The organism is Corynebacterium aurimucosum (assembly GCF_046895345.1).
In the GTDB taxonomy this organism is placed as follows: domain Bacteria; phylum Actinomycetota; class Actinomycetes; order Mycobacteriales; family Mycobacteriaceae; genus Corynebacterium; species Corynebacterium aurimucosum_G.
Genome location: NZ_CP160096.1, coordinates 350865 through 372844, shown reverse-complemented (window position 1 = coordinate 372844; position 21980 = coordinate 350865). Strand labels below are relative to the sequence as shown.

Sequence of the window (21980 nt, the reverse complement as noted above, 5' to 3'; positions counted from 1 at the left end):
TTCCGTGACTGTTAAGCCTGAAGGACGCAAGATGCTCCGCATTGAGAAGAAGAATGCGGAGTCTCCCATCGAACAGAAGCCGCGTTGGATCCGCAACCAGGTTCGCACCGGCCCTGGGTATGAGGACATGAAATCTCGCGTGTCTGGTGCTTCCCTGCACACCGTGTGTCAGGAGGCTGGCTGCCCCAATATTCACGAGTGTTGGGAATCGCGTGAGGCTACCTTCCTTATCGGCGGCGACAAATGCACTCGCCGCTGTGATTTCTGCGATATCGCTACCGGCAAGCCAGAGGAACTGGACCGCGACGAGCCGCGCCGTGTGGCAGAAAACATCCAGGAAATGGATCTCAACTACACCACCATCACGGGCGTTACCCGCGATGATCTTCCGGACGAGGGCGCCTGGCTCTACGCCGAGGTGGTGCGCAAGATTCATGAGCTCAACCCCAATACCGGCGTGGAGAACCTCACCCCGGACTTCTCCGGTAAGCCGGATCTGCTCCAAGAGGTCTTTGAGGCCCGCCCCGAGGTCTTCGCTCACAACCTGGAGACGGTGCCGCGTATCTTCAAGCGCATCCGCCCGGCTTTCCGCTATGAGCGCTCCCTGGACGTCATCCGCCAAGCCCACGACTTTGGTTTGATCACCAAGTCCAACCTCATCCTGGGCATGGGCGAAACCGCCGAAGAAATCGAGGAAGCACTGCGCGATCTCCGCGAGGTGGGCTGCGACATCATCACGATTACCCAGTACCTGCGCCCTGGCCCGCGCTTCCACCCGATCGAGCGCTGGGTGCGTCCAGAGGAGTTCGTGGAGCACTCCAAGCTGGCCAAGGAACTCGGCTTCGGCGGCGTCATGTCTGGCCCGCTGGTCCGCTCCTCCTACCGTGCTGGCCGCCTCTACGTGCAAGCCATGGAGGCACGCGGCCTCGAGCTACCGGAGAACCTGAAGCACCTGGCGGAGACTTCCCAGGGCGCTACCGCCCAAGAAGCTTCCACTCTGCTGGAGAAGTACGGCCCCTCCGAGGAAACTCCGGTGACCACGCGCATGGCTAAGACCCCCGCACAGTCCAACTCCGCTGCTGCAACCATCCGCTAACGCGTTTCTCTTTTTGTTCCTCTGACCTTTAAAGTAGGAGACATGGCTAAGGACGATAAAGCGTCGCTCAAGGACGCGAAGAAGCAAGAGCGGGCGGCCAAGCGCGCCCAGCGCAAGCAGAACTGGTCACAGATGTGGCAAGCGTTCAACATGCAGCGCAAGCAAGACAAGGCTCTCATCCCCATCATGCTGGCTGCTTTCTTGGGCATGGGTTTGCTCTTCTTCCTTATCGGCCTGCTCTTCAACGGCCAGTGGTTCATGCTCATCATCGGCTTGGGCCTTGGCGCAATGCTCGCTATGTTCCTGTTCACTCGCCGCCTTGAGCGCGACATGTACAAGAAGGTGGAGGACCAGCCTGGTGTCGCCGGTTGGGCTTTGGAGCAGCAGCTGCGCAACACCGTGGGTGTGGTGTGGAAGGTCAAGCCGGGCGTGGCGGCGACCCGCCAGCAGGATCTGGTTCACCGCGTGATCGGTAACTCCGGCGTCATCTTCGTCGTCGAAGGTGACCGCAAGCGCGTCGCCCCTACTCTCAACCGTTTGAAGAAGCGCGTTGACCGCTTGGCTGGCGGCGTGCCGGTTTATGAGGTCTTCGTGGGCAGCGATGAGGATGAGGTGCCGGTGTCCAAGCTGCGCACTCACATCATGAAGCTGCCGCGCAACTACAACAAGAACGAAACCTACGAGAACATTCGCCGCATCGAGGCCATGGATGATCTGCCGGGCACCACCCCGGGTCTGCCCAAGGGCCCGATGCCCCGCCAAGCTCAGAACATGGCGGGCATGAATCGCCGTATGCGCCGCATGCAGGAGCGCAAGGGCGGCAAGTAAACCACTCGCTGCGCGCGCTGACAAAGGGGTCCCTTCCGAGATTCTCGGAAGGGACCCCTTCTCATTGGCTTTAAAACTTCCCTAGGCCTTGTCCCCTCAGTTGCCACAGCAGAATCTTCTGCGTGGCAAGCACCTTGTACTTGGCATCTCCCGAAAAGCCATCTGCCCCCATACCCCGCGCGAAGCTTGTGATAGATACGACCGGCTGGCGCTGAACAAGCTTTAGGCCATGATGACCGCGGTACCGGTAGCGCGGTCGTGGAGGCCGCGGCCGTCGGCGTCAACCATCGCTGCAGGAAACAGCACAGCGGTGAGCAGCGTGCGGACCGCCGCCCGCCACAGGCCAACAGAAGAGCCCGGCACGTCGAGGCGCGCCACGCCCATGCCCAGCATGGCCATTCCTGGGGTTCGGGCGAAGAGCCATCCGCACACGATGCCCATAACTACCCACACCGCGTAGCCCAAGAATGCCGGGCCACCGAGGGAATCCGTAAAAAGCTCAAGAAGGTTGGCAATGATCATCGCCAGGATCCAGTCAATGAGCACACCAAAAGTGCGCCGCATTACAGAAGCCAGGGCACCTGGCCCCTCCTTGGGCAAGCCCATTGTTTGCCCAGGCCACTGCCCGTGCTCAAAGCCATCGTTGTTATCTGCCATGTCCCCCAATCTAGCCTTCGGCTCTGCGAAGCAGAAAATTTAGCTCCAAGTGCCCCAGACACCCCAGTGAGCCAGCCAATACCTGTAAACTAGCCGGGAGTACTACACGTCAACCAACAGGAGACCACCGTGTCCTTTGAGACAATCCAGGACGTCATCGCATTCATCAAGGAAGAGGACGTCAAGTTCGTTGACATCCGGTTTACGGACGTCCCCGGCACAGAGCACCACTTCTCCATTCCTGCCGAGGAATTTACTGAGGACGCAGCTGCCGAGGGCCTCGCCTTCGACGGCTCTTCCATCCGCGGATTCACCACCATCGATGAGTCTGATATGACGCTGTTGCCGGATCCGAAGACCGCCTTCGTGGATCCTTTCCGCACCGCGAAGACTCTGAACATCAAGTTCTTCGTCCATGACCCGTTCACCCTGGAGCCTTTCAGCCGCGACCCGCGCAACATCGCGCGCAAGGCTGAGGAGTACCTCGCCTCGACTGGTATCGCAGATACCTGTAACTTCGGCGCCGAGGCTGAGTTCTATATCTTCGACTCGGTTCGCTACGGCACCGACGTCCACAACGGCTTCTACGAGGTTGATACCGATGAGGGCTGGTGGAACCGCGGTTCTGAGACCAACTTCGATGGCACCCCGAACACCGGTTTCAAGACTCGCGTGAAGGGCGGCTACTTCCCGACGGCACCCGTCGACAAGCACGGCGAGGTCCGCGATGCCATGGTGGAGCAGCTGCAGAAGACAGGCTTTGTCATCGAGCGCTTCCACCACGAGGTGGGCAGTGGCCAGAACGAGATCAACTACCGCTTCAACTCCCTGCTGCACGCGGCTGATGATATTCAGACCTTCAAGTACATCATCAAGAACACCGCTGAGCAGTTTGGCAAGACCGTAACCTTCATGCCGAAGCCGCTGGCCGGTGATAATGGTTCCGGTATGCACGCCCACATGTCCCTGTGGCAGGACGGCAAGCCGCTCTTCCACGATGAGGCTGGTTACGCCGGTCTGTCCGACATGGCTCGCTACTACATCGGCGGCATCCTGGCCCACGCTCCGGCTGTGCTGGCGTTCACTAACCCCACCCTGAACTCCTACCACCGTCTGGTTCCGGGCTTTGAGGCTCCAATCAACCTCGTGTACTCGCAGCGCAATCGCTCGGCTGCTATCCGGATCCCGATTACCGGCTCCAATCCGAAGGCCAAGCGCATCGAGTTCCGTGCGCCGGATCCGTCGGGCAACCCCTACTTCGGTTTCGCCGCCATGATGATGGCGGGCCTCGATGGCATCAAGAACCGTATTGAGCCGCACGCTCCGGTGGACAAGGACCTCTACGAGCTGCCGCCGGCAGAGGCCGCTTCCATCCCACAGGCACCGACCTCCCTGGAGGCGTCCATCGCAGCGCTTGAGGAAGACAACGAGTTCCTCACCGAGGGCGATGTCTTCTCTGAAGACCTCATCGAGACCTACATCAACTACAAGCGTGAGAACGAAATCGCGCCGGTACGCCTGCGCCCGACTCCGCAGGAATTTGAGATGTACTACGACTGCTAAAGGATATGTGGGTATCTGCCCCATTCTTTTAGCACTCAGTGCAAAGACACAACCCACGGTGTCCTTCACGGATTCCGTGGGTTGTGTCATGTTGAGCCCAGCGCGCGGAAACCCAATGGCACAGCTTCTGAAACTAACTACAGGGGCTACCGGCCACGCATGCTAAGTGCTTAGGGATGTTTCACCGGCTAATAGAGGCGCCCTAGTTCAGCGAAGATCCCCGAATTAAAGTTGAACGCCCGCTCTGCCTCCGAGAGCATAGTTTCACGCTGTTCAACGTTAAGCTCTAGGCTATCCACGCGCTCGCGGTATCCCGTACGATAGGGCGGAATTTTTCCAATTGAAGTGAAGTCATAGAAGTTCAGTGCCTCAGGGGGAACTCCGTAATGGGTCCCCAAACGCGCTGCAATTACCTGCCCACCGGAAATATCACCGAGATAGCGCACGTAGTGATGGGCTACCACTTCTACTGGCTTGCTCACTATTTCTTCTAAGCGCGCGCTATAAGTCCTCGTCGCTGGAAGAATGCGAATCTCCTCACCCCAGTTTTCGCCAACGAGTATTTTCAGATCTGCTTCTAGTGCTTGACGACGTTCCAGCCGTGGATCCGCCACCGCACCGGCAATGGGAGTAGCCGCCACGCTGCGAACGGCGTTCTCGAGAGCTCCATATACAAACCACAATTGGCCGGCCAAATCAGCCACGGCTGTCTTATTGAGCTCCCCCGACAACAGGCGCTGCATGAATGCCGAATTCTCCGCATGCTCATGCGCACGCGCAGTCGCCTCACGCAACGCAACGGACAAAGGTTTATTGAGAGTGGTAGTCACTGTTCTTCTCCACGGTGTTATTTAGAAAAACTACAAATCAGTTGAGGTTAGAAAAACTCAAAATCGAAAATTAAGGGGATTAGGCCGACGTGGGTGTGCGGCACCAATTCTCATCGGCACCCCACCCCCTTTACGTCGCTCTTGAACTGTCAGCGGTGTGCTTTAGCGCTTATCGCTGAAAGAAGGCACGGGCACTGTCAAAAGCACCGGACTTAACAAATGCTTGCCACAGAATTGCGATCATGCTGCCAATAGTCGCAATGCCTAGGAAGTAATTCCAGAAGTTGGTGGCCTTCGAGCTAGAAGAGGAGTTCTCACCCGAGCTAAGGTTTTTGTCTTCCGAAGGTGTCTGGGGCTTCGGCTTCTCCCCGTCGGACGGATCCTGGGGCTTCGGCTTCTCCCCGTCGGACGGATCCTGGGGCTTCGGCTTCTCCCCGTCGGACGGATCCTGGGGCTTCGGCTTCTCCCCGTCGGACGGATCCTTGCCATTGTCCTTCTTCTGGCCACAGCCCGGGGCGAGCTTGAGGGTCAGCTGCGCGCTATCCACCTCGGGGTTGTAGTCATGGCTGTACATACCCATGAACAGGAAGTCAACGCCCTCGACGTCACCAGAATCGTTCGTTCCGGGCTGCCGCTCGTACATAACGTCGGAAGCCGAAAGCGTGAGAGTATCCCCGTCCTTGTTCCACTGTGCCTTACCGTGACCGAATGCCCCTTCACCTGTGCGCTTGTTGGCCTCAACGCGGTCCTCCGGGGTGTACTGCGTCATGTGCTTGCCTTCAACAAAGTAAGCCTCGTAGCCGGAGCCGAGCTGGGCCTTATCGCCTTCGGTCTGTACGAATGGGTTGGTCATCTTGGAGTACAGTGCTCCGTGGTGGCCAGTGAACGTAATCGAAGAATCTTTAGCCTTGATCTTCGATGCAGTCACATTTCCTGCCTCGTCCACCGAGACTGTGGACGCTTCCGGATCGACTTCGAAACCGAAGGTGAAATCACCGCCCGTAGGGTCTCCGTTTTCCTTCACCGCTCCGGTCGTCTCCCAGTCACCGTTAGCAATTCGTCCCTTGATGTAGGAGCGCCAGGAGTGCTTGACACCCCAATTGAAATTGCCGGATTCGATGGTGCAGGATTCGGCTTCTGCCGCGGTAGCCTGCGGCACGGTAATCGCCGTCGCTGCGATAGCGGTCACCAGGATTTTTTTAAACATGGAAGTCCTCCAGTTGATGCGAGAAAAGTGGATTGATTGTGGGCGTGGCGCGCTGCGGTTGCACCTGCAGCTCGTTGACGGAGATTGGCCAGCCGTACACCTCTGACAAGGTGGGGCCGGTAAAAACCTCCGCCACGCGCCCTTGAGCTGCGATCCCCCCGCATGAGACGCACACGATGTGATCGCAATATGCGGCTGCCGCGTTCAGGTCATGGAGCACCACGAGTGCGGTTACTCCTGCCTCGCGGGCTAGGGCTTTCACAGAACCCAGTAGCTGTTCTTGGTGGCGGATATCGAGGGCCGCTGTCGGTTCATCCAGCAGGATTGTTGGAGTATTTTGTGCAAGAACACGGGCAAAGGCCACCCGCGCACGTTCACCACCGGAAAGCGTGCTGATATCGCGTCCGGAGAGATGCGCGGCTCCAGCTGTTTCAAGGGCGGCTTCGATAAACTGCTCGTCAAGTTCAGCGTGGGGCGTTCCGCGCCAAGGGCGGCGGCCCATCGCGACAACATCGCGTACCAGAAATTCAAAGGACACCGAGACATCCTGAAGCATGACCGCACGTTTGCGTGCGAGCTCACGGGGCGAGGTCTTCGGCGACAAACCGCCGACACTGATTTCACCGGAGAAGTCGATATCACCCGCGATCGCGCCAAGGACAGTTGACTTCCCCGCACCATTCGGGCCAATTAGTCCGGTGACCTCGCCTGGCCGGGCATTAAAGGTCACGCTGTCAACGAGGGTAACCCCGTCGACTTGGACGGTGAGGTTGTCCACGTTCAGCATCAGTGCACCCCCTTTCGCATCATGCGGCGCAACAGGACGAAGAAGGTCGGTCCGCCAACTAAGGCGGTAAAAATACCGATTGGGAGGTCCGCAAAGGGAATCAAGGTTCGTGCTGCCACATCCGCAAAGCCGATGAGCACCGCACCACCTAGGGCGGATGCAGGAATGAGGATGTGGTTTTGCGGTCCTACGACGCTGCGCAACAAGTGGGGAACGATGAGCCCAACAAAGCCAATGAGGCCGGCGAAGGACACAGCAGCTGCGGTAAGCACTGCGGATGCCACAATTGCCACGATGCGCAACACAGACACATCTACGCCAGTGTGCACAGCAGCGCGTTCACCCAGCGCAAGAATGTCAAGTTGCCTGCCCAAACGCAGGGCTACTGCTATACCGATAAGGACGATGGGAAAAACAACCCATACGTGCTTCCACTGCGAGCCGTTGAACGAACCCATCTGCCAAAAAATAATGGCTTCCCGGTTGGCAGTCGGTGCTAGGTACACCATGAAGGAGATGATTGCATTGCACACTGCATTAATGGCGATGCCCGTGAGGATCAGGTGAACCACCGTGACGCGACCGTTATAGCGTGCAAGTTGGTAGATAATGAAAGTAACTAAAAGTGCGCTCAAGAAAGCCAGCGCTGGCACAGTGAAAGTTCCCACGAAGGTGAGGTTGAAGACGATCGCTACAGCCGCCCCAACACCTGCACCGGAGGTCACTCCGATGATGGATGGCTCCGCCAGAGGATTGGCAAAGATGGCCTGCATCAACGTGCCGGCAACGCCTAAAGCGGCGCCTACGAAGAGCCCCAAGACCAAACGCGGCAGGCGAATATTCCAGACCACGCTGGCTGTGAGGGACTCTTGCCCCGGCCCTAAGGCCAGAATCGGGAACAGATCAGAAAGTGCAATGTAGTACTGTCCGAGGACGATCGAGATGAGTCCCGCTAGAACAGCAAGCACCGCTAAGAATATGAATACCGATATCCGCTGAGTGCGGCGTCGTGTGAAGACGTCGCTATGCATTGTCTGGGTCATATACAGCCTTTGCGAGTTTGACCAGTGTCTGACCGGTCATGGGGCCGAAGGCCAGGGACTGGCCGTCAGGAATGGTGACGATGCGCTGCTTTTGACCCGCAATGGTCTGAGCCACACCAGGGCGTTCCAGCAGACCGTCAATTCCCCCTGTGGATTTCAATCCATCGGTCATCATGATGATCACCTCTGGGTTGATGCGGGCCAGCGCTTCTGCGTTAGCAGGTTCGGCATAAGAAAGGTTGTTCTCCGCAGCGAGATCGACTCCTCCAATTCCTTCGATGAGGTCTTGGGCGCCGGTCCCCTCCCCCATGATGAAGAACACGCCGCCGTTTCCACGGGCGTAGAGGAAGGCCATACGCATTGGCTCCTCGGGGGAGATGGTCTTAATGGCTTCCTTCGCCTCATCTATTTCCTCGATGGAGCGCTCTGATAACTTGCGGGCCTCGTCCGGTAGCCCGACGGTTTCACCCAGCGTGATGATGTCTTCACCAACCGAGTCGATGGTCCGGTGCGGTTCCATGACCACAGTGGTCACGCCTGCTTCACGGATCTGATCGATCGCATCACGGGGCCCAATGGAGTGGTCCACGATAACGAGCGTCGGATTAAGTTCTAGGACTGCCTCAACATTGATATTGTGGCCGCCTTCAGTCACGACAGGACGATCCGCCAGATTCGGTTCAGTGGAAGAGACGGTGCGGCCAACGATATTGTCCGCGAGCCCCAATCCACTCAGCGTTTTGGTGTAGGTCCCATAAATATCGAGCGCCAGAATCCGCGAGACGTCCGTGACGGAGACGTCATAACCATCAGCGTCAGTAAGTTCCACCGGAAGGGCGGGCTGGATTTTAGTACTTACCGGCTCGATATCGGCGAAGTCACTGACCTCAGTAACGCCTTCGAAGGAGCGCGGGTCAGAAAGGTCCTGCGGGTCCGGTAGCTGGTCTGTATAGCTTCCTTGCACGCCACAGGCAGTCAATCCCACGATGCACAGAAGTGGGAAAAGGAAACGTAGGAGAAGTTTCACGGCGATCTTTCTAGGAGTTGTTCATAATGAGGCGGCTGGTGGAGCCTCCGGCGATAATGAGCCCGGCGATGAACAGGAGGAGGTAGGTAACTGGGTCATCGGTGGTGCCGTTCGCGGAGCTCGCGGACTTGATCTGGAATTTCTTTGAACCATCTTCGTAGCCCTGCGACGAGTCACTGTCCAGCGCGTTTACTACTCCTTCGGAGTTGACGCCGCCACTGCCCTTCGCCTCGGAGCCGGCACTATCTCCCGCACTGGACGAGCCGCCACCACTATTGCCCCCAACAGCGTCGTTGCAATCGGCGTTTCCTCCCAGGCTGGCGTTGAAACTTAGCGGATCGAGCTGGGTTCCAGGCTCATAGAATTCGGCGAATGCCTTAGAGCCAACGTCAGTTAGGGATACTGTTGCTTCACCCGAAACGGCATCTGTTCCCACATCCAGAGACGTGAAGTTCAAGTCGGCGATGGCGGTACGTCCGAAGTCCTTCTTCTCGCCTTCCATGTTGGAGGAGCGCACGTCGCCGATTAGTTTTCCGGTTTTACCGTTGAAGGAGATTTCTAGATTCGCAATATTGAGGTCGAGCTTGCCGTGGTGGCCGGTGAACTGGATGCTTCCGCCGTAGCGCACGGAACCCGCGCCGTCCTTAACTGCGCCTGAGTTGCCGGAAAACTGGAATCTACTATTGCTGTATCCGACTCCCGAGAGATCCCATTTTCCTTGCGCAATGGAGCCGGTGATATAGGACTGGAATGACTTCTTCACTCCCCACTGCGCCCTAGCTTGGGTCACACCGGTGGCTTGGCAGGTTTCGTTGGCTGCAGAGGCTGCCCCTGACGAAGAATCCGCCGAGCCCGTCGCCCCCGAAGCACCGGAGTTAGGCACTCCAGCTGTCGACGCTCCCACACTGGAGCCGTTGCCAACTGCTGCTGTTTCTGGAAGGCTGTTGGCGCTTCGGCCCGGGGTACTGGTGCTACTGGAGGTAGAGTTGCCAGACTGCGTGCTAGCCGACGCCGCTGGAGCCGCAGCCAAGTTAGTGTCGCCTCGCTTCTTGAATGAGTCCAGCTCATCCAAGAAGGCTTGTGTATTACCCATAAACGTGGTGACACCGTTCATGGTGTCATTGGTTTCGGACAACATAGCCATGGCTTCCTTGTTGAAGCCCGTAAAGTTGCCGGTAATAGAGTTCAGCTGTCGTTTCGAGCCAGATCCATTGTCGTCTGCACCGCCGGAACCAGAGCAGGATCCATCCAACGCGATGGTGCCTGAGGAAGGATCGAGTTCTTCGCCCTGCTCATAGAAGCCCGTGAAGAGCTTGACTCCCCCGGCGCTAAGAGACGTGGTTCCCGCCAGGTTCACTGCCGAGCCGTTGTCCTTGACAGGCTCCTGCAGATTAATGGTGGCGATGACCTCATCGTCGCCCTTAATAAGGGACCCGCGGGTGTAGTTGCTTCGGTTCAGTTCATAAGAAACGTAGTCAACCGTCACTTTTGCTTGGTCACCGGAAGCAATGACCTTGAAATCCGACATTGTCATGTCGAGAACCCCGTCATGTCCTGTGAAGTTCAGCGCGCCCTGGAACGGGATGGTGACTGTACCGCCAGAGGACGTGGGCGCGCTTGCTTGGAACACAAAAGCACCGTTGCCTTTTTCATCACCGCTAAAGCCGATACCGCTGGCTCCCCAGCCGCCGCGGGCGATATTGCCTTTGATGTAGCTTCGGAAGGATTGCTTGATCCCCCAGTTCCACGTACAGGAAGTCTCTGCGTGAGCTACTGGGGCGCTGTTCAAAAATGGAACGGCGCCGAGAGCAAGGGGAGCTGCGATCATCACACCGCATGCTGAGCGCCAGAGATTGCGAATCATGTTGAGAACCTTGTTTCATCCAGTACTAATTATAGGCTAGGCTTACCTTGTTTAGGTAACCCTGCCCTAAATTAGCAGGTTTGTCAACATATCAACTAGACCGGAGGAAACAGCATGCACAGCCACCCCCACACAGCTATCTTCAGGAGCATTTACCCAGACGTAGATCCGACCCAAAAGTTCCCCCCTACCTTGTCGGAACGCGTGGCTTTAGCATTCGCCGTCGGCGTTTTCATGTTCGGCGGAGTGAAGGGAGACCTACTCATCGCTGGCGCAGGGCTGGTGTTTGTTGTCGGCTGCGTTTGGGCGCTTTCCCGAAAAACTCCCCGGCGCATCCGTACCGAAGCGCGTAGCCGGTTCCCCCAAGAACCATGGGTGGAAAACCCTAGCCCCCTTATCCCCGCTTTATGGCTCGTGCTCGGTGTACTCGCCGTAACCGCATGGTGGTTTACCCCAGATGAGTTTCTCACATGGAGCGCTTCCGCAGTGGCTATCCTGGCAGCCGCTGTAACGTGGTACATGCCGGCTATACAGGCCCGACGCGCGGATGTGCCTGAAGGACCTGACTCAAACCTATAACAAACCCAAGCTTCCGTAACCCCGCGAGCCCGATCCTCAAAGCTAGCAGGCATATACGGGCAGGTTGCCCACCCCACAAGAGACCGATTCCGCAAAGTTCAGCACAGCAATAGGACAGTAGTTGGTGGATACAGCTACCATGCCAGCTGTGACTGAGAAATTCCGCCAACTGCCACCGCCCGGCCCCGCGTGGGGCGGCAGCCTCATGGGCACCTCCATCGTCTCCCGGCTGCTCGTTGAGGAAGGCATGCTGACAGGTTCTGCTATCTTCGCAGCACTGTCCTGCGTCATTCTCCTCGTGCTGACAGTAGGTTTCGCGCTCTACCGCCAGCCCAGCTTTGCCCGAACCTCCATGGCTGAATGGTCCATGTACTTCATCGGCATCCTGGCGCTCGGCGCAGCACTGTCGGGTTTGACGGATATCGGGATTTTCCGCCTGGTGGGATTTTGGATAGGCGGTCCCGTTACCGTCATCACATGGGCCATCCAGCTAACCCGTTTCGACGGCGAGCCGCGTTTTACCTGGGGCTTGCCGCTGGTGGGCCCCATGATTTCCTCCTCCGTGGCCGGCTTCCTCGCGCTGGATTACGGGCATGCCTATCACGTTATGGGCACCGTATTATTCATCATGTCTATTTCCACCGCGGTCCCCATCTTCATCCGCGTATATTGGGCCGCCTGGCACGGCAAGGTCAATCTCACCGGCGCCAACTCCGCAACGGCCTGGGTTCCGCTAGGCGTTGTAGGCCAATCCACCACCGCGATGCAGATTCTCTACCCCGGTAGTTTCTCTGTCTACTACGGGCTTAGCGCCATGGTGATCGCCATTCCCCTCGCGCTTTATGCCATGGTCACCTTCTATCCCAATGTTGCTCGCTGGGTGGATTACTCGCCTGCGTGGTGGGCGTGTACCTTCCCGCCGGGAACGGTCAGCATGGGCGGGCACCAAGTAGCCCTAGTGAATGGCTCGGAGCTCCTAGACCTCATCGCGCTCAGCATTCCCATACTCCTTATCACGCACTGGTCTGCCTGCTCCTGCCGCTTCATTAGCTGGCTCATCGAAGGCCGGCGCGCACAGCGAAGCGGAGCCAGCCCAGTCTCGGACTAGCCCCGCCACGCGAAAATTTGGATGCCTAGGAAGCCTTAGTTCTCGGCCTTCTCAAACTGAATGACCTGGCCCTGGCTGCCCAGTGCGAAGGTGTTTCCTTCTACAGGCATGAGCACCGGCTTTGCAGAGAGGATGGCGTTGAGCGCATCGGCATCAGCCATCTCATCCGGGGCGCAGGCACGCATCGTGGAGTTCAGATTCTCCACCACGATGGCATCGGTCTGATCCAGCTTGTAGCTGCCGTTACCGGAGTTGCAACCATCGTTGAAGTTCAGGGTTCCATCGTCATTGAAGGTCACGGAAATCGCTGGGTTCTTCTTTGCGGTGAAGGTGCCGTTGAGAACCTTCTGTGCTTCATCAGCCGGCAGCTTGTCCTGCAGGCCGTCAACGTCTTCATACTTCTCAATCAAGCCAGAGCCTTCCGGTGCTTCCGAATCCTTCGAGGAGGAGAAGGAGTCACCGAACAGGCGCGAGCTCAGCTCCTGAATCTGGCTGGTCTTCACGGAGTCGGCGGAGGACATCTCTTGCGCACCGGCGGTACCGGCACCCAGGACGCCGCCGGCGAGGGCGACGAACGCGGTTGCAGTGGTTGCTTTCTTCAGTGTGCGTGAAATCATGGCCCCGAAGCTATCGAGCATCACCGGCAGCATCAACCCATATCATGCGTTTCTGATGATATTTTACGGCAACTCCAACACTCTAAACCCTCAGACAAGCTTCGCAGAAACGGCACTGCGCTGGGGTTTAAGTGCGCTTAACGTAGCCCATCCGCGGGCGGAAGCCTTGTGGGTGCTTCATCTGTGCCACGGCATCTCCAATGATCATGCGGTGGCGGGCGCTAACGGACGTCGGCATCTGCGCCACCGAGAACCACTGCGCGGCTAGGTTCTCCTCATCGGAAATCACCGGCTCCGCACCATCCGGAACAGAGACCCGGATGGCAGTATCCATGAACATGCACTCATCGCCATTGGGATAGACCACTGGGCCCACCTGACCGACGCCAAGAAGCGCTTCGATGCGGCCATCAAGACCGATCTCTTCTTTAACCTCACGCAGTGCGGTCGCCGTAATCTCCTCCCCGGGCTCGCAGATGCCGGAGATGGGACCCCAGGTACCGTTATCGGCGCGCTGGGCCAGCAGCACGGACGGCAGCTCCCAGATGGCGGATCCGGTGGGCACCGCCCGCACAATAACCGCGGTCACACCGGGAAGAAAAAGCTGCTCGTGACCGATCTTCTCACGCAGAGACACAATAAAATCAGGTGTGGGCATGGGTTTAATCTTAGCGCCTTAGATCTGCGCCAAGATTTCCGGCAGGAGTGCATCAATATCTGAAGCAGGCGTAAAGGATATCTCTGTCTCCGAGCCGTGCTCACAGCCCCCACTGCCCGCGGCTGCATCGGTCCCGCCCGATAAAACACCCACGATCACTCCCTCATAGGGGCTGCCCGGCACACCGAAAACCGGCGCCCCCGAATCACCGTATGTGGAGCAGACTTGGGCACTCGCTGAGACGGTATCTACCGTGCGGCCATCAAACTTGAGCTTCCCAAACTCCTCACTTTGCATTAGCGGGCCACACGTCTCGCCGGTGATTCGCCCCAGCTTGCATACCTCATCCGGAAGTTCCTCCTGCCCAGCCACAACCACGCTGGTGTCCATAGCCTGTGGGGCATAGAACTCTGCCTGCCGGGTGATCTCCACCAAAGCGAAATCAAGGTGGTGCGTCTCAGGTGTGCTGAGATCGGAATAAATGATGGTCCCGACTGGCTCGGCTGGGTACACAAACTCGCCGTCTGGGGAACCTGCCCACACGGTATCCCCCGGCGTACCGCAATGTGAGGCTGTAACGGCAATGGTGCGGCCGTCGTCAAGCACAAAGCTCCACGCCACCGTGCATTGGGAGACGTAAAAATCTTCGCCGGGAACGGGCTGCGTGCCGGTGATGTCTACCGCCGCGCCCGGCGGGACTGGGGACGCCCCCGGAGTGTGCGTCTGCGGCGGGGCCGGATCAATAGTGGTGTACTCAGACGTGCCCGAGGTAGTCCCGGGAACAGGGGCACCGCCTGTCGGAACTATGCACCCAGCCAGCGCCAGCGCTGCTGTGCTGAGCGTCCCTAGAAGATAAGGCCTAGTCTTCCTTCGCGGATGCAACCTCACCCGGGTCCGCCTTATTCTCCTTGTTTTCCTTCTCCATCTCAGCGACCTGCTTCATGTCACGAATGAACTTCTCCGGGTCAAACTCGGTGTAGTACTCCGGGCCCGAGAACTGTTCCTGTGCCATTGGCTTAAACCTCCGTGCTCTTGATGTACTGCGTGATGTAGTCCTTCACCGCCGCGGCATCATTGGGTAGATCCGTCACGTGGCGCTCGGCCTCCAAGATGCCGGCGAAACGCTCCGGCACCTCTGGCTCGCTGCCAATGGCCTCCGCGATGGTCTCCGCAAACTTCACCGGCAGGGCGGTCTCCAGACAGATGATTGGGGTGTCGACCCCATACTCTTCCTGTACCGCGCGGGCGACCTTGATGCCGTCAGCCGTGTGCGGGTCCACCAGCACGTCGTAGCGCTCGTGGACATCCTTAATTGTGGCGAGGCGGTCAGCGTGGGTCGAGGAACCGGACAGGAAACCGTACTCCGCGTGGGCGGCGTCGAGCGCCTGCTTGTCGACGTTAAACCCGCCTTCCTTCACCTTCGTCCCGAACAGTTCCTTAATCTGTGCGGCATCGCGGCCCAGCAGATCAAAAGCGAAGCGCTCAAAGTTGGAGGCGCGGGAAATATCCATCGACGGCGAGGAGGTCTTGTGCGTCTGCTCCGAGGAGCGCGGGCGGTAGCTGCCGGTGCGGAAGAACTCATCGAGCACGTCGTTTTCATTGGTCGCCACAATGAGTCGGTCGATGGGCAGGCCCATCTGGCGGGCGATGTGACCGGCGCAGATATCCCCGAAGTTGCCCGTGGGCACGCTGAAAGAGACCTTCTCGGTGTTTTCCGTAGTGACCTTGAGGTAGCAATTGATGTAGTAGACCACCTGCGCCATGAGGCGAGCCCAGTTAATGGAGTTGACCGCGCCGATGCGGTTCTCTGCCTTGAAATTAGCGTCGGCCGAAACAGCCTTGACCACGTCCTGGCAATCATCAAAGACGCCATCGAGGGCAATATTGCAGATATTCGGATCATCCAAGCCAAACATCTGGGCCTGCTGGAAGGGCGTCATGCGCCCAGCCGGAGTGAGCATAAAGACACGGATGCCCTTGCGCCCGCGCATCGCGTACTCCGCCGAGGAACCGGTATCGCCAGAGGTAGCGCCCAGAATATTGAGGGTCTCGCCGCGGCGGGCCAGCTCGTATTCGAAGAGCTCGCCCAACATCTGCATGGCCATGTCCTTAAAGGCGGCCGTTGGCCCCTCAGAGAGGTGGCCAATGTAAAGGCTCTCCCCCAGTTCGCTGACGGGGACGATCTCCTCGTGGTCAAACTTGGGGTAAGTGTAGGCGCGCTGGGCAATTCCTTCGAGGTCTTCTGCGGGAATATCATCCACAAAAAGCTTGAGCACGTCCGCGGCCAAGGCCGCGTAGCCACCCTCCGCCAAAGTCTGGCGCCAGTTAGTCAGGGTGGCGTCATCGATGCGGGGGTAAGTTTCCGGCAGGTAGAGGCCGCCATCAGGAGCCAAACCTCCAAGGAGGATATCCGTAAAGGAAGCGGGCTGGCGGTCGGTATCGCGGGTCGAAATGTACTTCACCCCCTGCATCTTAGTTGGTGCCGCGTAAAGTATCAGCCATGTCGGTCCCTCATCCTCGCAATGTAATTACCACTAAGGCTCTCTCCGTGTGGGTAGCTGCAGTGTTGGTCTACATCATAGCGATGACCGGCCGCACATCTTTTGGCGTGGCCGGCCTCGAGGCCATTGATCGCTTCGACGTCGATGCCTCACGCATCGCGGTTTTTACCTCTGTACAACTGGGCATTTATTCACTGGCGCAGATCCCTACCGGCATGCTCATTGATAAATTCGGCCCACGGCGCTTGCTCGTCGTTGGCTCCGTCATCATGGGACTCGGCCAAGTGCTTCTCGGTTTCACTAGTAATTACTGGGTAGCCATCGCCGCCCGCCTGCTGATCGGCGCGGGTGATGCCACCGCCTTCCTCTCCGTGATGCGCATCCTGCCCTATTGGTTCCCGCTGCACCGCACCCCCATGTTCACCCAGGTCACCTCGTCGCTGGGGCAGCTGGGTCAGTTCATGTCCGCCTTGCCTTTTGCCATACTGCTGGGCTGGGGCGGGTGGACCATGGCCTTCGTTACCTTGGGTGCGGTGGGCATTCTCATCGCCGTTGCGGCCGCCGTGGCGGTTGCGGATTCCCCAGAATCACTCGGCATCGTGCCCAAGCCGAAGGAAAAACCGAACGCGAAACCGGAGAGCACTGCCGCACTGTTATCCACCGTTTTCCTCTCCCCCGTAGCCTGGCAGGCATTCTTCATTCACTGGATTGGTCTGGGAGCCACCAACGTGTTTGTCATGCTGTGGGGAGTGCCCCTGATGACCGCGGGCATGGATTTTTCTAAGACTAGCGCCGGCTGGGTCCTGACGTGGTTTAGCGTGTGCATGGTGCTGGTTGGTCCCCTGCACGGCAGGTTATCGTCCCGGGCTAGGGGTTTCCGTCCCTGGCTGGCCTTGGGGTTTGTGGCTATCCACTGCGCAGTGTGGGTCCTGTTCTTCCTTTTCGGTGGCAGCTACCTGTCACTGTTCATCCTCATCAGCCTGGTGGCCCTGTGTTCACCTGTGGCAAACTACGGCTTCGACATCGTCCGAGAAAACCTCGACCGCACCGTCGTGGCCACGGCGACTGGCCTGGGCAACATGGGAGCATTCACCGCGACTGTCTTTGGCGCCCAGCTCGTCGGCATGGTTCTCGATCACGTGGGCAATGGGCCGGACTATCCCTTCCATGACTTCCAGCTCGCCGCCTTGGCAGTCTTCGGCGTGTGGTGCATCGGCATCGTGGGCGTTCTCATCACCCACATCCTGCGCAGCCGGGGCGAGGAGGAAGGACCGCACGCCAAAATCGTGCAGGTGGGTTAAAAAGGGGCTGGGCTACTGGAAGGCCAGGGCGCTCAACGGCGCCTCAAGGGGCAGCCCGTTGGCCACTTCAAATACCCCGAGCCCACCGCCGATGGGTACGACAATAGCGATGCTCACCCCCACTGCGGTTCTCAGCAACTCGCGTAATTTTCGTCGTTTTTCCACCTCAACGCACCAACCTTTATCGTTTCGTTATCTGTGCGTGTGAGCTTAAGAGCTACGGCTGCAAGGCAAATCCTCATTGACTGCGCATCACCTGCCAGTCCCTGTGAGCTCCATGGCAGCGCACTCAACGCGAGTGGCGGACAGGCTTATTCTGCTGGGGTCGACTCCACGTAGATCGGACCTTCCACCGGGGCGACAACACCGGCATCGAAGGCGGCGAGGACACCTTTCGCATCATCTTTCGTGATGGCGCCTGCCTCGACGGCCTTCTCCAAATCAGCCTCAAGCATCTGACGGGAGCGGTACCTATCCGATGCCACCGACAGAAGTCCGCGCGGCACTGACTCCGATGGAATCCCCAGTGCTTCCGCCAGCGAGACAATGCGATCCTTTTCAGCCGGGTCAAGCTCGGCGCCTACCGACGGATCTTGTGGGACGCCGCCGTCGACCACCTGCTCCACCGTCAATGCCCCCTCCGGCACTTGGTGCCGCTCCGTAGCCCACCAGCCCGCGCCGACGGCGGTGATGACTGCCACCACCACGAGGACCCATACGGCGATAATCTGCTTGGACTTCACGGCCACAATTTTAGACTTCTCTCACATTCGCGGCTTAATCCGCGCGGGGGCCAAAGGTACCAAAAGAATTTCCATGCGGCGGGTGCGGCGAATCGAGGCGCTCGGACAGCGCATCAACAATGGAGCGAATAGTGGACTCCGCCACGGAGCGATCCAGGCTGTTGCGGCGCGGGGACTCAGGCTTCGGCTCTGTGGGGGCAACGCGGGGCTTAGCGACGTCTAGCTGCATCACCGTTCCCTCCACGCTCAACGCGGTGGCGGGGTCACACCCAGCCGCGCGGGCAGCGGAGAGGAAGGCGTCAAGATCAGCAAGAGTGGCATCGTTGAGGTCGAGGGACAGGTTCAGGCTCATTGTGTGCTCCTTTGTGCGTCGCGGGGATAATGACTGTTCACTGCCACCTAAGGCTATCGGCAGATCACCTGATAGAACAGGGGCTTGCTCCAAAGTCAGGGAAAGATCGGGGTGAGCTCAGGGTGCGGGTCAGGGGCAAAGCAATCGCCTTCTGCTAGTCATGCTCGAAGGACTCTGCCTCACCCCAGAACACCTCATCCACTATCTTCCGTGCGTGCCTGGTCACCTTGAGGTAATGCTCCAGGAATTGCTGATTGTGCTCGGGCTCCCACCCAGCTGCCCCGGCCACCTGCGCCAGCTGCGGGCCCGGTGCCGGAAGTTGGTCCACGCGCTTGCCGCGCACCAGCACCAGCGCATTGCGGGCATCGGTGGCTAAGAGCCAGGCCTCCCGCAATTCCTGTACTTGCTCGACAGGGATAACCTCATTGTCCTCGAGGGCATCGAGCACCCGCAGCGTGGACGGATCATGCAGCGCCGGAACCTCGTGGGCGTGCATCATCTGGAGCAGCTGAACAGTCCATTCGATATCCGTTAGCCCGCCGCGCCCCAGCTTGGTGTGGGTATTGCGGTCAGCGCCGCGCGGGAGGCGTTCGTTATCAACGCGCGCCTTCATTCGGCGGATATCACGAATCGTCTTCTCACTCACGCCCTTCGGCGGATAGCGGAAGGCATCCACCATGGTGAGGAAACGTGAACCGACTTCCTCATCTCCCGCCACGAAGGCCGCGCGGAGCAAAGCCTGCATCTCCCAAGGCTCGCCCCACTGCGAGTAATAGCGCTCATAGGATTCGATCGAGCGCACGACCGCTCCCGATCGCCCCTCTGGCCGCAGGCCCAAGTCCACATCCAAGGGCGGATCCCCGGAAGGCTTTGCCAGACGGCGGCGCAGTTTCTCAATGATGCCGATGGCCCATGGCAGAGCTTCTTCTTCGGCATTATTTCCTGTTGGCTCCGCCACCACGATGACATCGGCATCTGAACCAAAGCCGAGCTCCATGCCACCGAGCCGCCCCATGCCAATAACGGCGATGCGGGCTGGTGGTTCGGCATCATCGTGGCTCAGCCTCCAAGCCCTGACCTCGGCGCGCAGCGCGGCTTCCAACACAGCATTCCAGATGGTGGACAGTTCAAAACACACTTGTTGAACCGGCAAGAAGCCCAATAAATCAGCAGCGGCAATCCGCGCCAGCTCTGCGCGGCGAAGGGATCTGGCAACCGATACTGCCTTGTCTGGGTCCGCGTGGCGCTTGGTGGAATTAATCAAGGCGGAAGACACTTGCTCGGGCTTGGTTTCCAACAGCTTGGGCCCTGCCGCGCCATCGGAGAGCTGCTTGACGACGTCTGGGGCGCGAATAATAAGCTCCGCTGTAAAGGGCGAGGTGCCCAGAATCTTCATGAGGCGTTGGCCGACAACGCCTTCGTCACGAAGCATGCGCAAGAACCACGTCCGGTCATAAGCTGCCTCAGAAAGCTTGCGGTAATTCAGCAGGCCCATATCTGGGTCAGCGGTATTGGAGAGCCACTCCATCAACGTCGGCAGCAGAATGGCCTGGATGCGTGCCTTGCGCGATTGCCCCGCGGCGAGGGAGGTGAGGTGCTCAAAAGCTCGGTCCGGATGGCGATAGCCCAGTGCCGCCAGCTGCAAGAGCGCGGCTTCGCGGGAGAGCTTGAGTTCATCCGCCGACATCGAGGCCACGGAATTGAGCAGTGGGCGGTAGAACAAGCGCGAGTGGAGCTCAGAGATAAGCAGGCGAATCTTCCGCAGCTGGGTATTCATCTGCTCCGCTGCTGACTGATGCCCCTGTGGGTGAAAGCCTGAATTGATGGCCAACCACGTGAGTGCCTTGTTGTCGTCCTTCTCCGGCAAGGTGTGGGTACGGCGGAAACGCTCCAGCTGGAGGCGGTGCTCAAGCAAACGCAGAAACTCGTAGGCCTCGATGAGCTGGGTGCCGTCTTCACGCCCGACATACCCGGCGCGCACGAGCGCTGCCAGCGCATCGACCGTGGCGAGCGTGCGCAGCGATTCATCCGAGCGTCCATGCACCAACTGCAGCAACTGGACGGCGAACTCCACGTCACGCAGGCCGCCCTCCCCCAGCTTGAGCTCTCGAAGGCGCATCTTTTCGGGGACATTATCCAGCACGCGGCGGCGCATAGCTTGAACGTCTTCCACGAAGGACTCCCGCTGCGAGGCCGTCCACACCATCGGCCCGATCTGTTCCAGGTAGTCCGTGCCTAAGGGTAGATAGCCGGTTTGCGGCCGTGCCTTCAGCAGTGCTTGGAACTCCCAGGTTTCTGCCCACCGCTTGTAATAGGCCACGTGTGAATCCAGCGTTCGAACCAAGGCGCCGGATTTACCTTCCGGGCGCAGGTTGGCGTCAACCTCGAAGAAGCAGGCCGAGCCAATCCGGTTGAACTCCGACGCTAGGCGGGTGATCCGTGGTGTCGCCTCGGAACCCACGAAGATCACGTCCACGTCGGAGATGTAGTTTAATTCGCCCGCGCCGCACTTGCCCATCGCGATGACGGCCAGCTGCGCATCGAGTGCTTCATCCCCATACACCACCCGGACCGCGCCGGCGAGTGCTGCCGTCAAGGCGGCATCTGCGAGGGCTGTGGTCAGCCTAGTGACCTCCCGGAAACCAACTCGCGGCTGGGGGCGTGACTGGCCCTTGCGCGAGTGAAATGTACCTGCGAGGTCATGGGCGGCAATGCGCATCATCAGCGTTCGGTAGGCCACTTTGAGCGATGCTTTGTGGTCCCCCGGTGCTGCCCGGTAGGTGCCGGGAGAGGTCAGGTCGGGGCTCGCGGGGTCAGGCTGGTCCGGTTGCTCAACGTATGTCGCAGGTTCCGCCCCGACCTCTGTGAGCAGCGTGTGCAGCATTTCGGTAGGAGTCGGCAGCGCTCGCTGCAGCTCGTGCCAGGTTTCTGGGTTTGCAGCGAGATGATCACCGAATGCAGAGGAGCCACCCAGCAGGGCGATGAGCCGCACCCGGAATGTTTCGTCCTCGCGCATCGCCGGGCCAATCTCAGGCGCTCGCTCGACGATCCTCATCAACGTGTTGAGGGCCATATCGGGATCGCCTGCTCCGGCCAGTGTCCACAACAGTTCTAGGGACTCAGGATTATCCCACCCGAGGCGGGATAGATCCTCCGCAGCAGTTGGCCGGGTCAGGCCGAGCGTAGCCGGGGACGGTACTGATGCTGGACGCATACTTC

The 21980-nt window shown here is 59.1% G+C and carries 20 protein-coding genes; 5 read left to right on the top strand and 15 right to left on the bottom strand.

Features of this window, described 5'->3' with window-relative positions:
* Positions 1–31 precede the first annotated feature (31 nt).
* Together lipA and ABZS45_RS01900 are read left to right on the top strand one after the other, a co-directional pair.
* Entirely contained in the window at positions 32–1096 is a 1065-nt protein-coding gene (gene lipA / locus ABZS45_RS01905; RefSeq protein ID WP_412101122.1) for a lipoyl synthase, read from the top strand.
* A gap of 42 nt (positions 1097–1138) precedes the next feature.
* Positions 1139–1924: a DUF4191 domain-containing protein gene (locus ABZS45_RS01900; RefSeq protein ID WP_412100446.1), complete on the top strand. Its 786-nt coding sequence runs from the start codon at positions 1139–1141 to the stop codon at positions 1922–1924.
* Positions 1925–2146: 222 nt separating this feature from the next.
* Here ABZS45_RS01900 and ABZS45_RS01895 read toward each other — a convergent pair whose 3' ends face one another.
* On the bottom strand, positions 2147–2581 hold the full coding sequence (locus tag ABZS45_RS01895; protein ID WP_412100444.1) for an RDD family protein: 435 nt from the start codon (positions 2579–2581) through the stop codon (positions 2147–2149).
* Between the two features lie 129 nt (positions 2582–2710).
* Here ABZS45_RS01895 and glnA point away from each other — a divergent pair, with 129 nt between their 5' ends.
* Positions 2711–4144 (top strand): type I glutamate--ammonia ligase, encoded by a 1434-nt coding sequence (glnA, locus tag ABZS45_RS01890; RefSeq protein WP_412100442.1) that lies wholly within the window; start codon positions 2711–2713, stop codon positions 4142–4144.
* A gap of 188 nt (positions 4145–4332) precedes the next feature.
* Here the strand turns inward: glnA and ABZS45_RS01885 are convergent, their stop codons facing one another.
* The 6 genes from ABZS45_RS01885 to ABZS45_RS01860 form a co-directional block, all read right to left on the bottom strand.
* Positions 4333–4974 carry a heme oxygenase (biliverdin-producing) gene (locus tag ABZS45_RS01885; protein ID WP_412100441.1) on the bottom strand — a complete coding sequence of 214 codons (642 nt, stop codon included), beginning with the start codon at positions 4972–4974 and terminating at the stop codon, positions 4333–4335.
* Positions 4975–5143: 169 nt separating this feature from the next.
* Positions 5144–6181 carry an HtaA domain-containing protein gene (locus ABZS45_RS01880; RefSeq protein ID WP_412100440.1) on the bottom strand — a complete coding sequence of 346 codons (1038 nt, stop codon included), beginning with the start codon at positions 6179–6181 and terminating at the stop codon, positions 5144–5146.
* Positions 6174–6968, bottom strand: a complete 795-nt coding sequence (locus ABZS45_RS01875; protein ID WP_412100438.1) for an ABC transporter ATP-binding protein — start codon at positions 6966–6968, stop codon at positions 6174–6176. The genes ABZS45_RS01880 and ABZS45_RS01875 overlap by 8 nt, the downstream gene beginning before the upstream one ends.
* The gene (locus ABZS45_RS01870; RefSeq protein WP_412100437.1) at positions 6968–8011 is read right to left on the bottom strand and encodes a FecCD family ABC transporter permease; all 1044 of its coding nucleotides are present in this window, start codon (positions 8009–8011) and stop codon (positions 6968–6970) included. Before ABZS45_RS01870 ends, ABZS45_RS01875 begins: the two co-directional genes overlap by 1 nt.
* Positions 7992–9038: a heme/hemin ABC transporter substrate-binding protein gene (locus tag ABZS45_RS01865; protein WP_412100435.1), complete on the bottom strand. Its 1047-nt coding sequence runs from the start codon at positions 9036–9038 to the stop codon at positions 7992–7994. Before ABZS45_RS01865 ends, ABZS45_RS01870 begins: the two co-directional genes overlap by 20 nt.
* A 10-nt stretch (positions 9039–9048) precedes the next feature.
* A complete protein-coding gene (locus tag ABZS45_RS01860; protein WP_412100434.1) occupies positions 9049–10902 on the bottom strand; it encodes an HtaA domain-containing protein in 1854 nt (617 codons plus the stop codon).
* Between the two features lie 718 nt (positions 10903–11620).
* Here ABZS45_RS01860 and ABZS45_RS01855 point away from each other — a divergent pair.
* The gene (locus tag ABZS45_RS01855) at positions 11621–12589 is read left to right on the top strand and encodes a TDT family transporter (RefSeq protein WP_412100432.1); all 969 of its coding nucleotides are present in this window, start codon (positions 11621–11623) and stop codon (positions 12587–12589) included.
* 35 nt (positions 12590–12624) lie between these two features.
* On the opposite strand, the gene ABZS45_RS01850 is transcribed toward ABZS45_RS01855, so the two are convergent.
* The 5 genes from ABZS45_RS01850 to thrC form a co-directional block, all read right to left on the bottom strand.
* A complete protein-coding gene (locus ABZS45_RS01850; protein WP_412100431.1) occupies positions 12625–13206 on the bottom strand; it encodes an META domain-containing protein in 582 nt (193 codons plus the stop codon).
* Positions 13207–13333: 127 nt separating this feature from the next.
* Entirely contained in the window at positions 13334–13864 is a 531-nt protein-coding gene (locus tag ABZS45_RS01845) for an NUDIX hydrolase (RefSeq protein WP_412100430.1), read from the bottom strand.
* 18 nt (positions 13865–13882) lie between these two features.
* On the bottom strand, positions 13883–14752 hold the full coding sequence (locus ABZS45_RS01840) for a trypsin-like serine protease (protein WP_412100428.1): 870 nt from the start codon (positions 14750–14752) through the stop codon (positions 13883–13885).
* Positions 14724–14876, bottom strand: a complete 153-nt coding sequence (locus ABZS45_RS01835; protein ID WP_412100427.1) for a hypothetical protein — start codon at positions 14874–14876, stop codon at positions 14724–14726. The genes ABZS45_RS01840 and ABZS45_RS01835 overlap by 29 nt, the downstream gene beginning before the upstream one ends.
* Positions 14877–14880: 4 nt before the next feature.
* Positions 14881–16326, bottom strand: a complete 1446-nt coding sequence (gene thrC, locus ABZS45_RS01830) for a threonine synthase (RefSeq protein WP_412100426.1) — start codon at positions 16324–16326, stop codon at positions 14881–14883.
* A gap of 38 nt (positions 16327–16364) precedes the next feature.
* On the opposite strand from thrC, the gene ABZS45_RS01825 reads away from it, so the two are divergent.
* On the top strand, positions 16365–17666 hold the full coding sequence (locus tag ABZS45_RS01825; RefSeq protein ID WP_412100424.1) for an MFS transporter: 1302 nt from the start codon (positions 16365–16367) through the stop codon (positions 17664–17666).
* A 311-nt stretch (positions 17667–17977) separates the two neighbouring features.
* Here ABZS45_RS01825 and ABZS45_RS01820 read toward each other — a convergent pair whose 3' ends face one another.
* The 3 genes from ABZS45_RS01820 to ABZS45_RS01810 all read right to left on the bottom strand — a co-directional run bounded on the left by ABZS45_RS01820 (position 17978) and on the right by ABZS45_RS01810 (position 21975).
* Positions 17978–18409, bottom strand: coding sequence for a hypothetical protein (locus ABZS45_RS01820; protein WP_412100423.1), 432 nt, complete (start codon positions 18407–18409; stop codon positions 17978–17980).
* Between the two features lie 34 nt (positions 18410–18443).
* Positions 18444–18761: a hypothetical protein gene (locus tag ABZS45_RS01815; RefSeq protein ID WP_412100421.1), complete on the bottom strand. Its 318-nt coding sequence runs from the start codon at positions 18759–18761 to the stop codon at positions 18444–18446.
* Positions 18762–18915: 154 nt separating this feature from the next.
* On the bottom strand, positions 18916–21975 hold the full coding sequence (locus ABZS45_RS01810; protein WP_412100420.1) for a bifunctional [glutamine synthetase] adenylyltransferase/[glutamine synthetase]-adenylyl-L-tyrosine phosphorylase: 3060 nt from the start codon (positions 21973–21975) through the stop codon (positions 18916–18918).
* Positions 21976–21980: the final 5 nt, after the last annotated feature.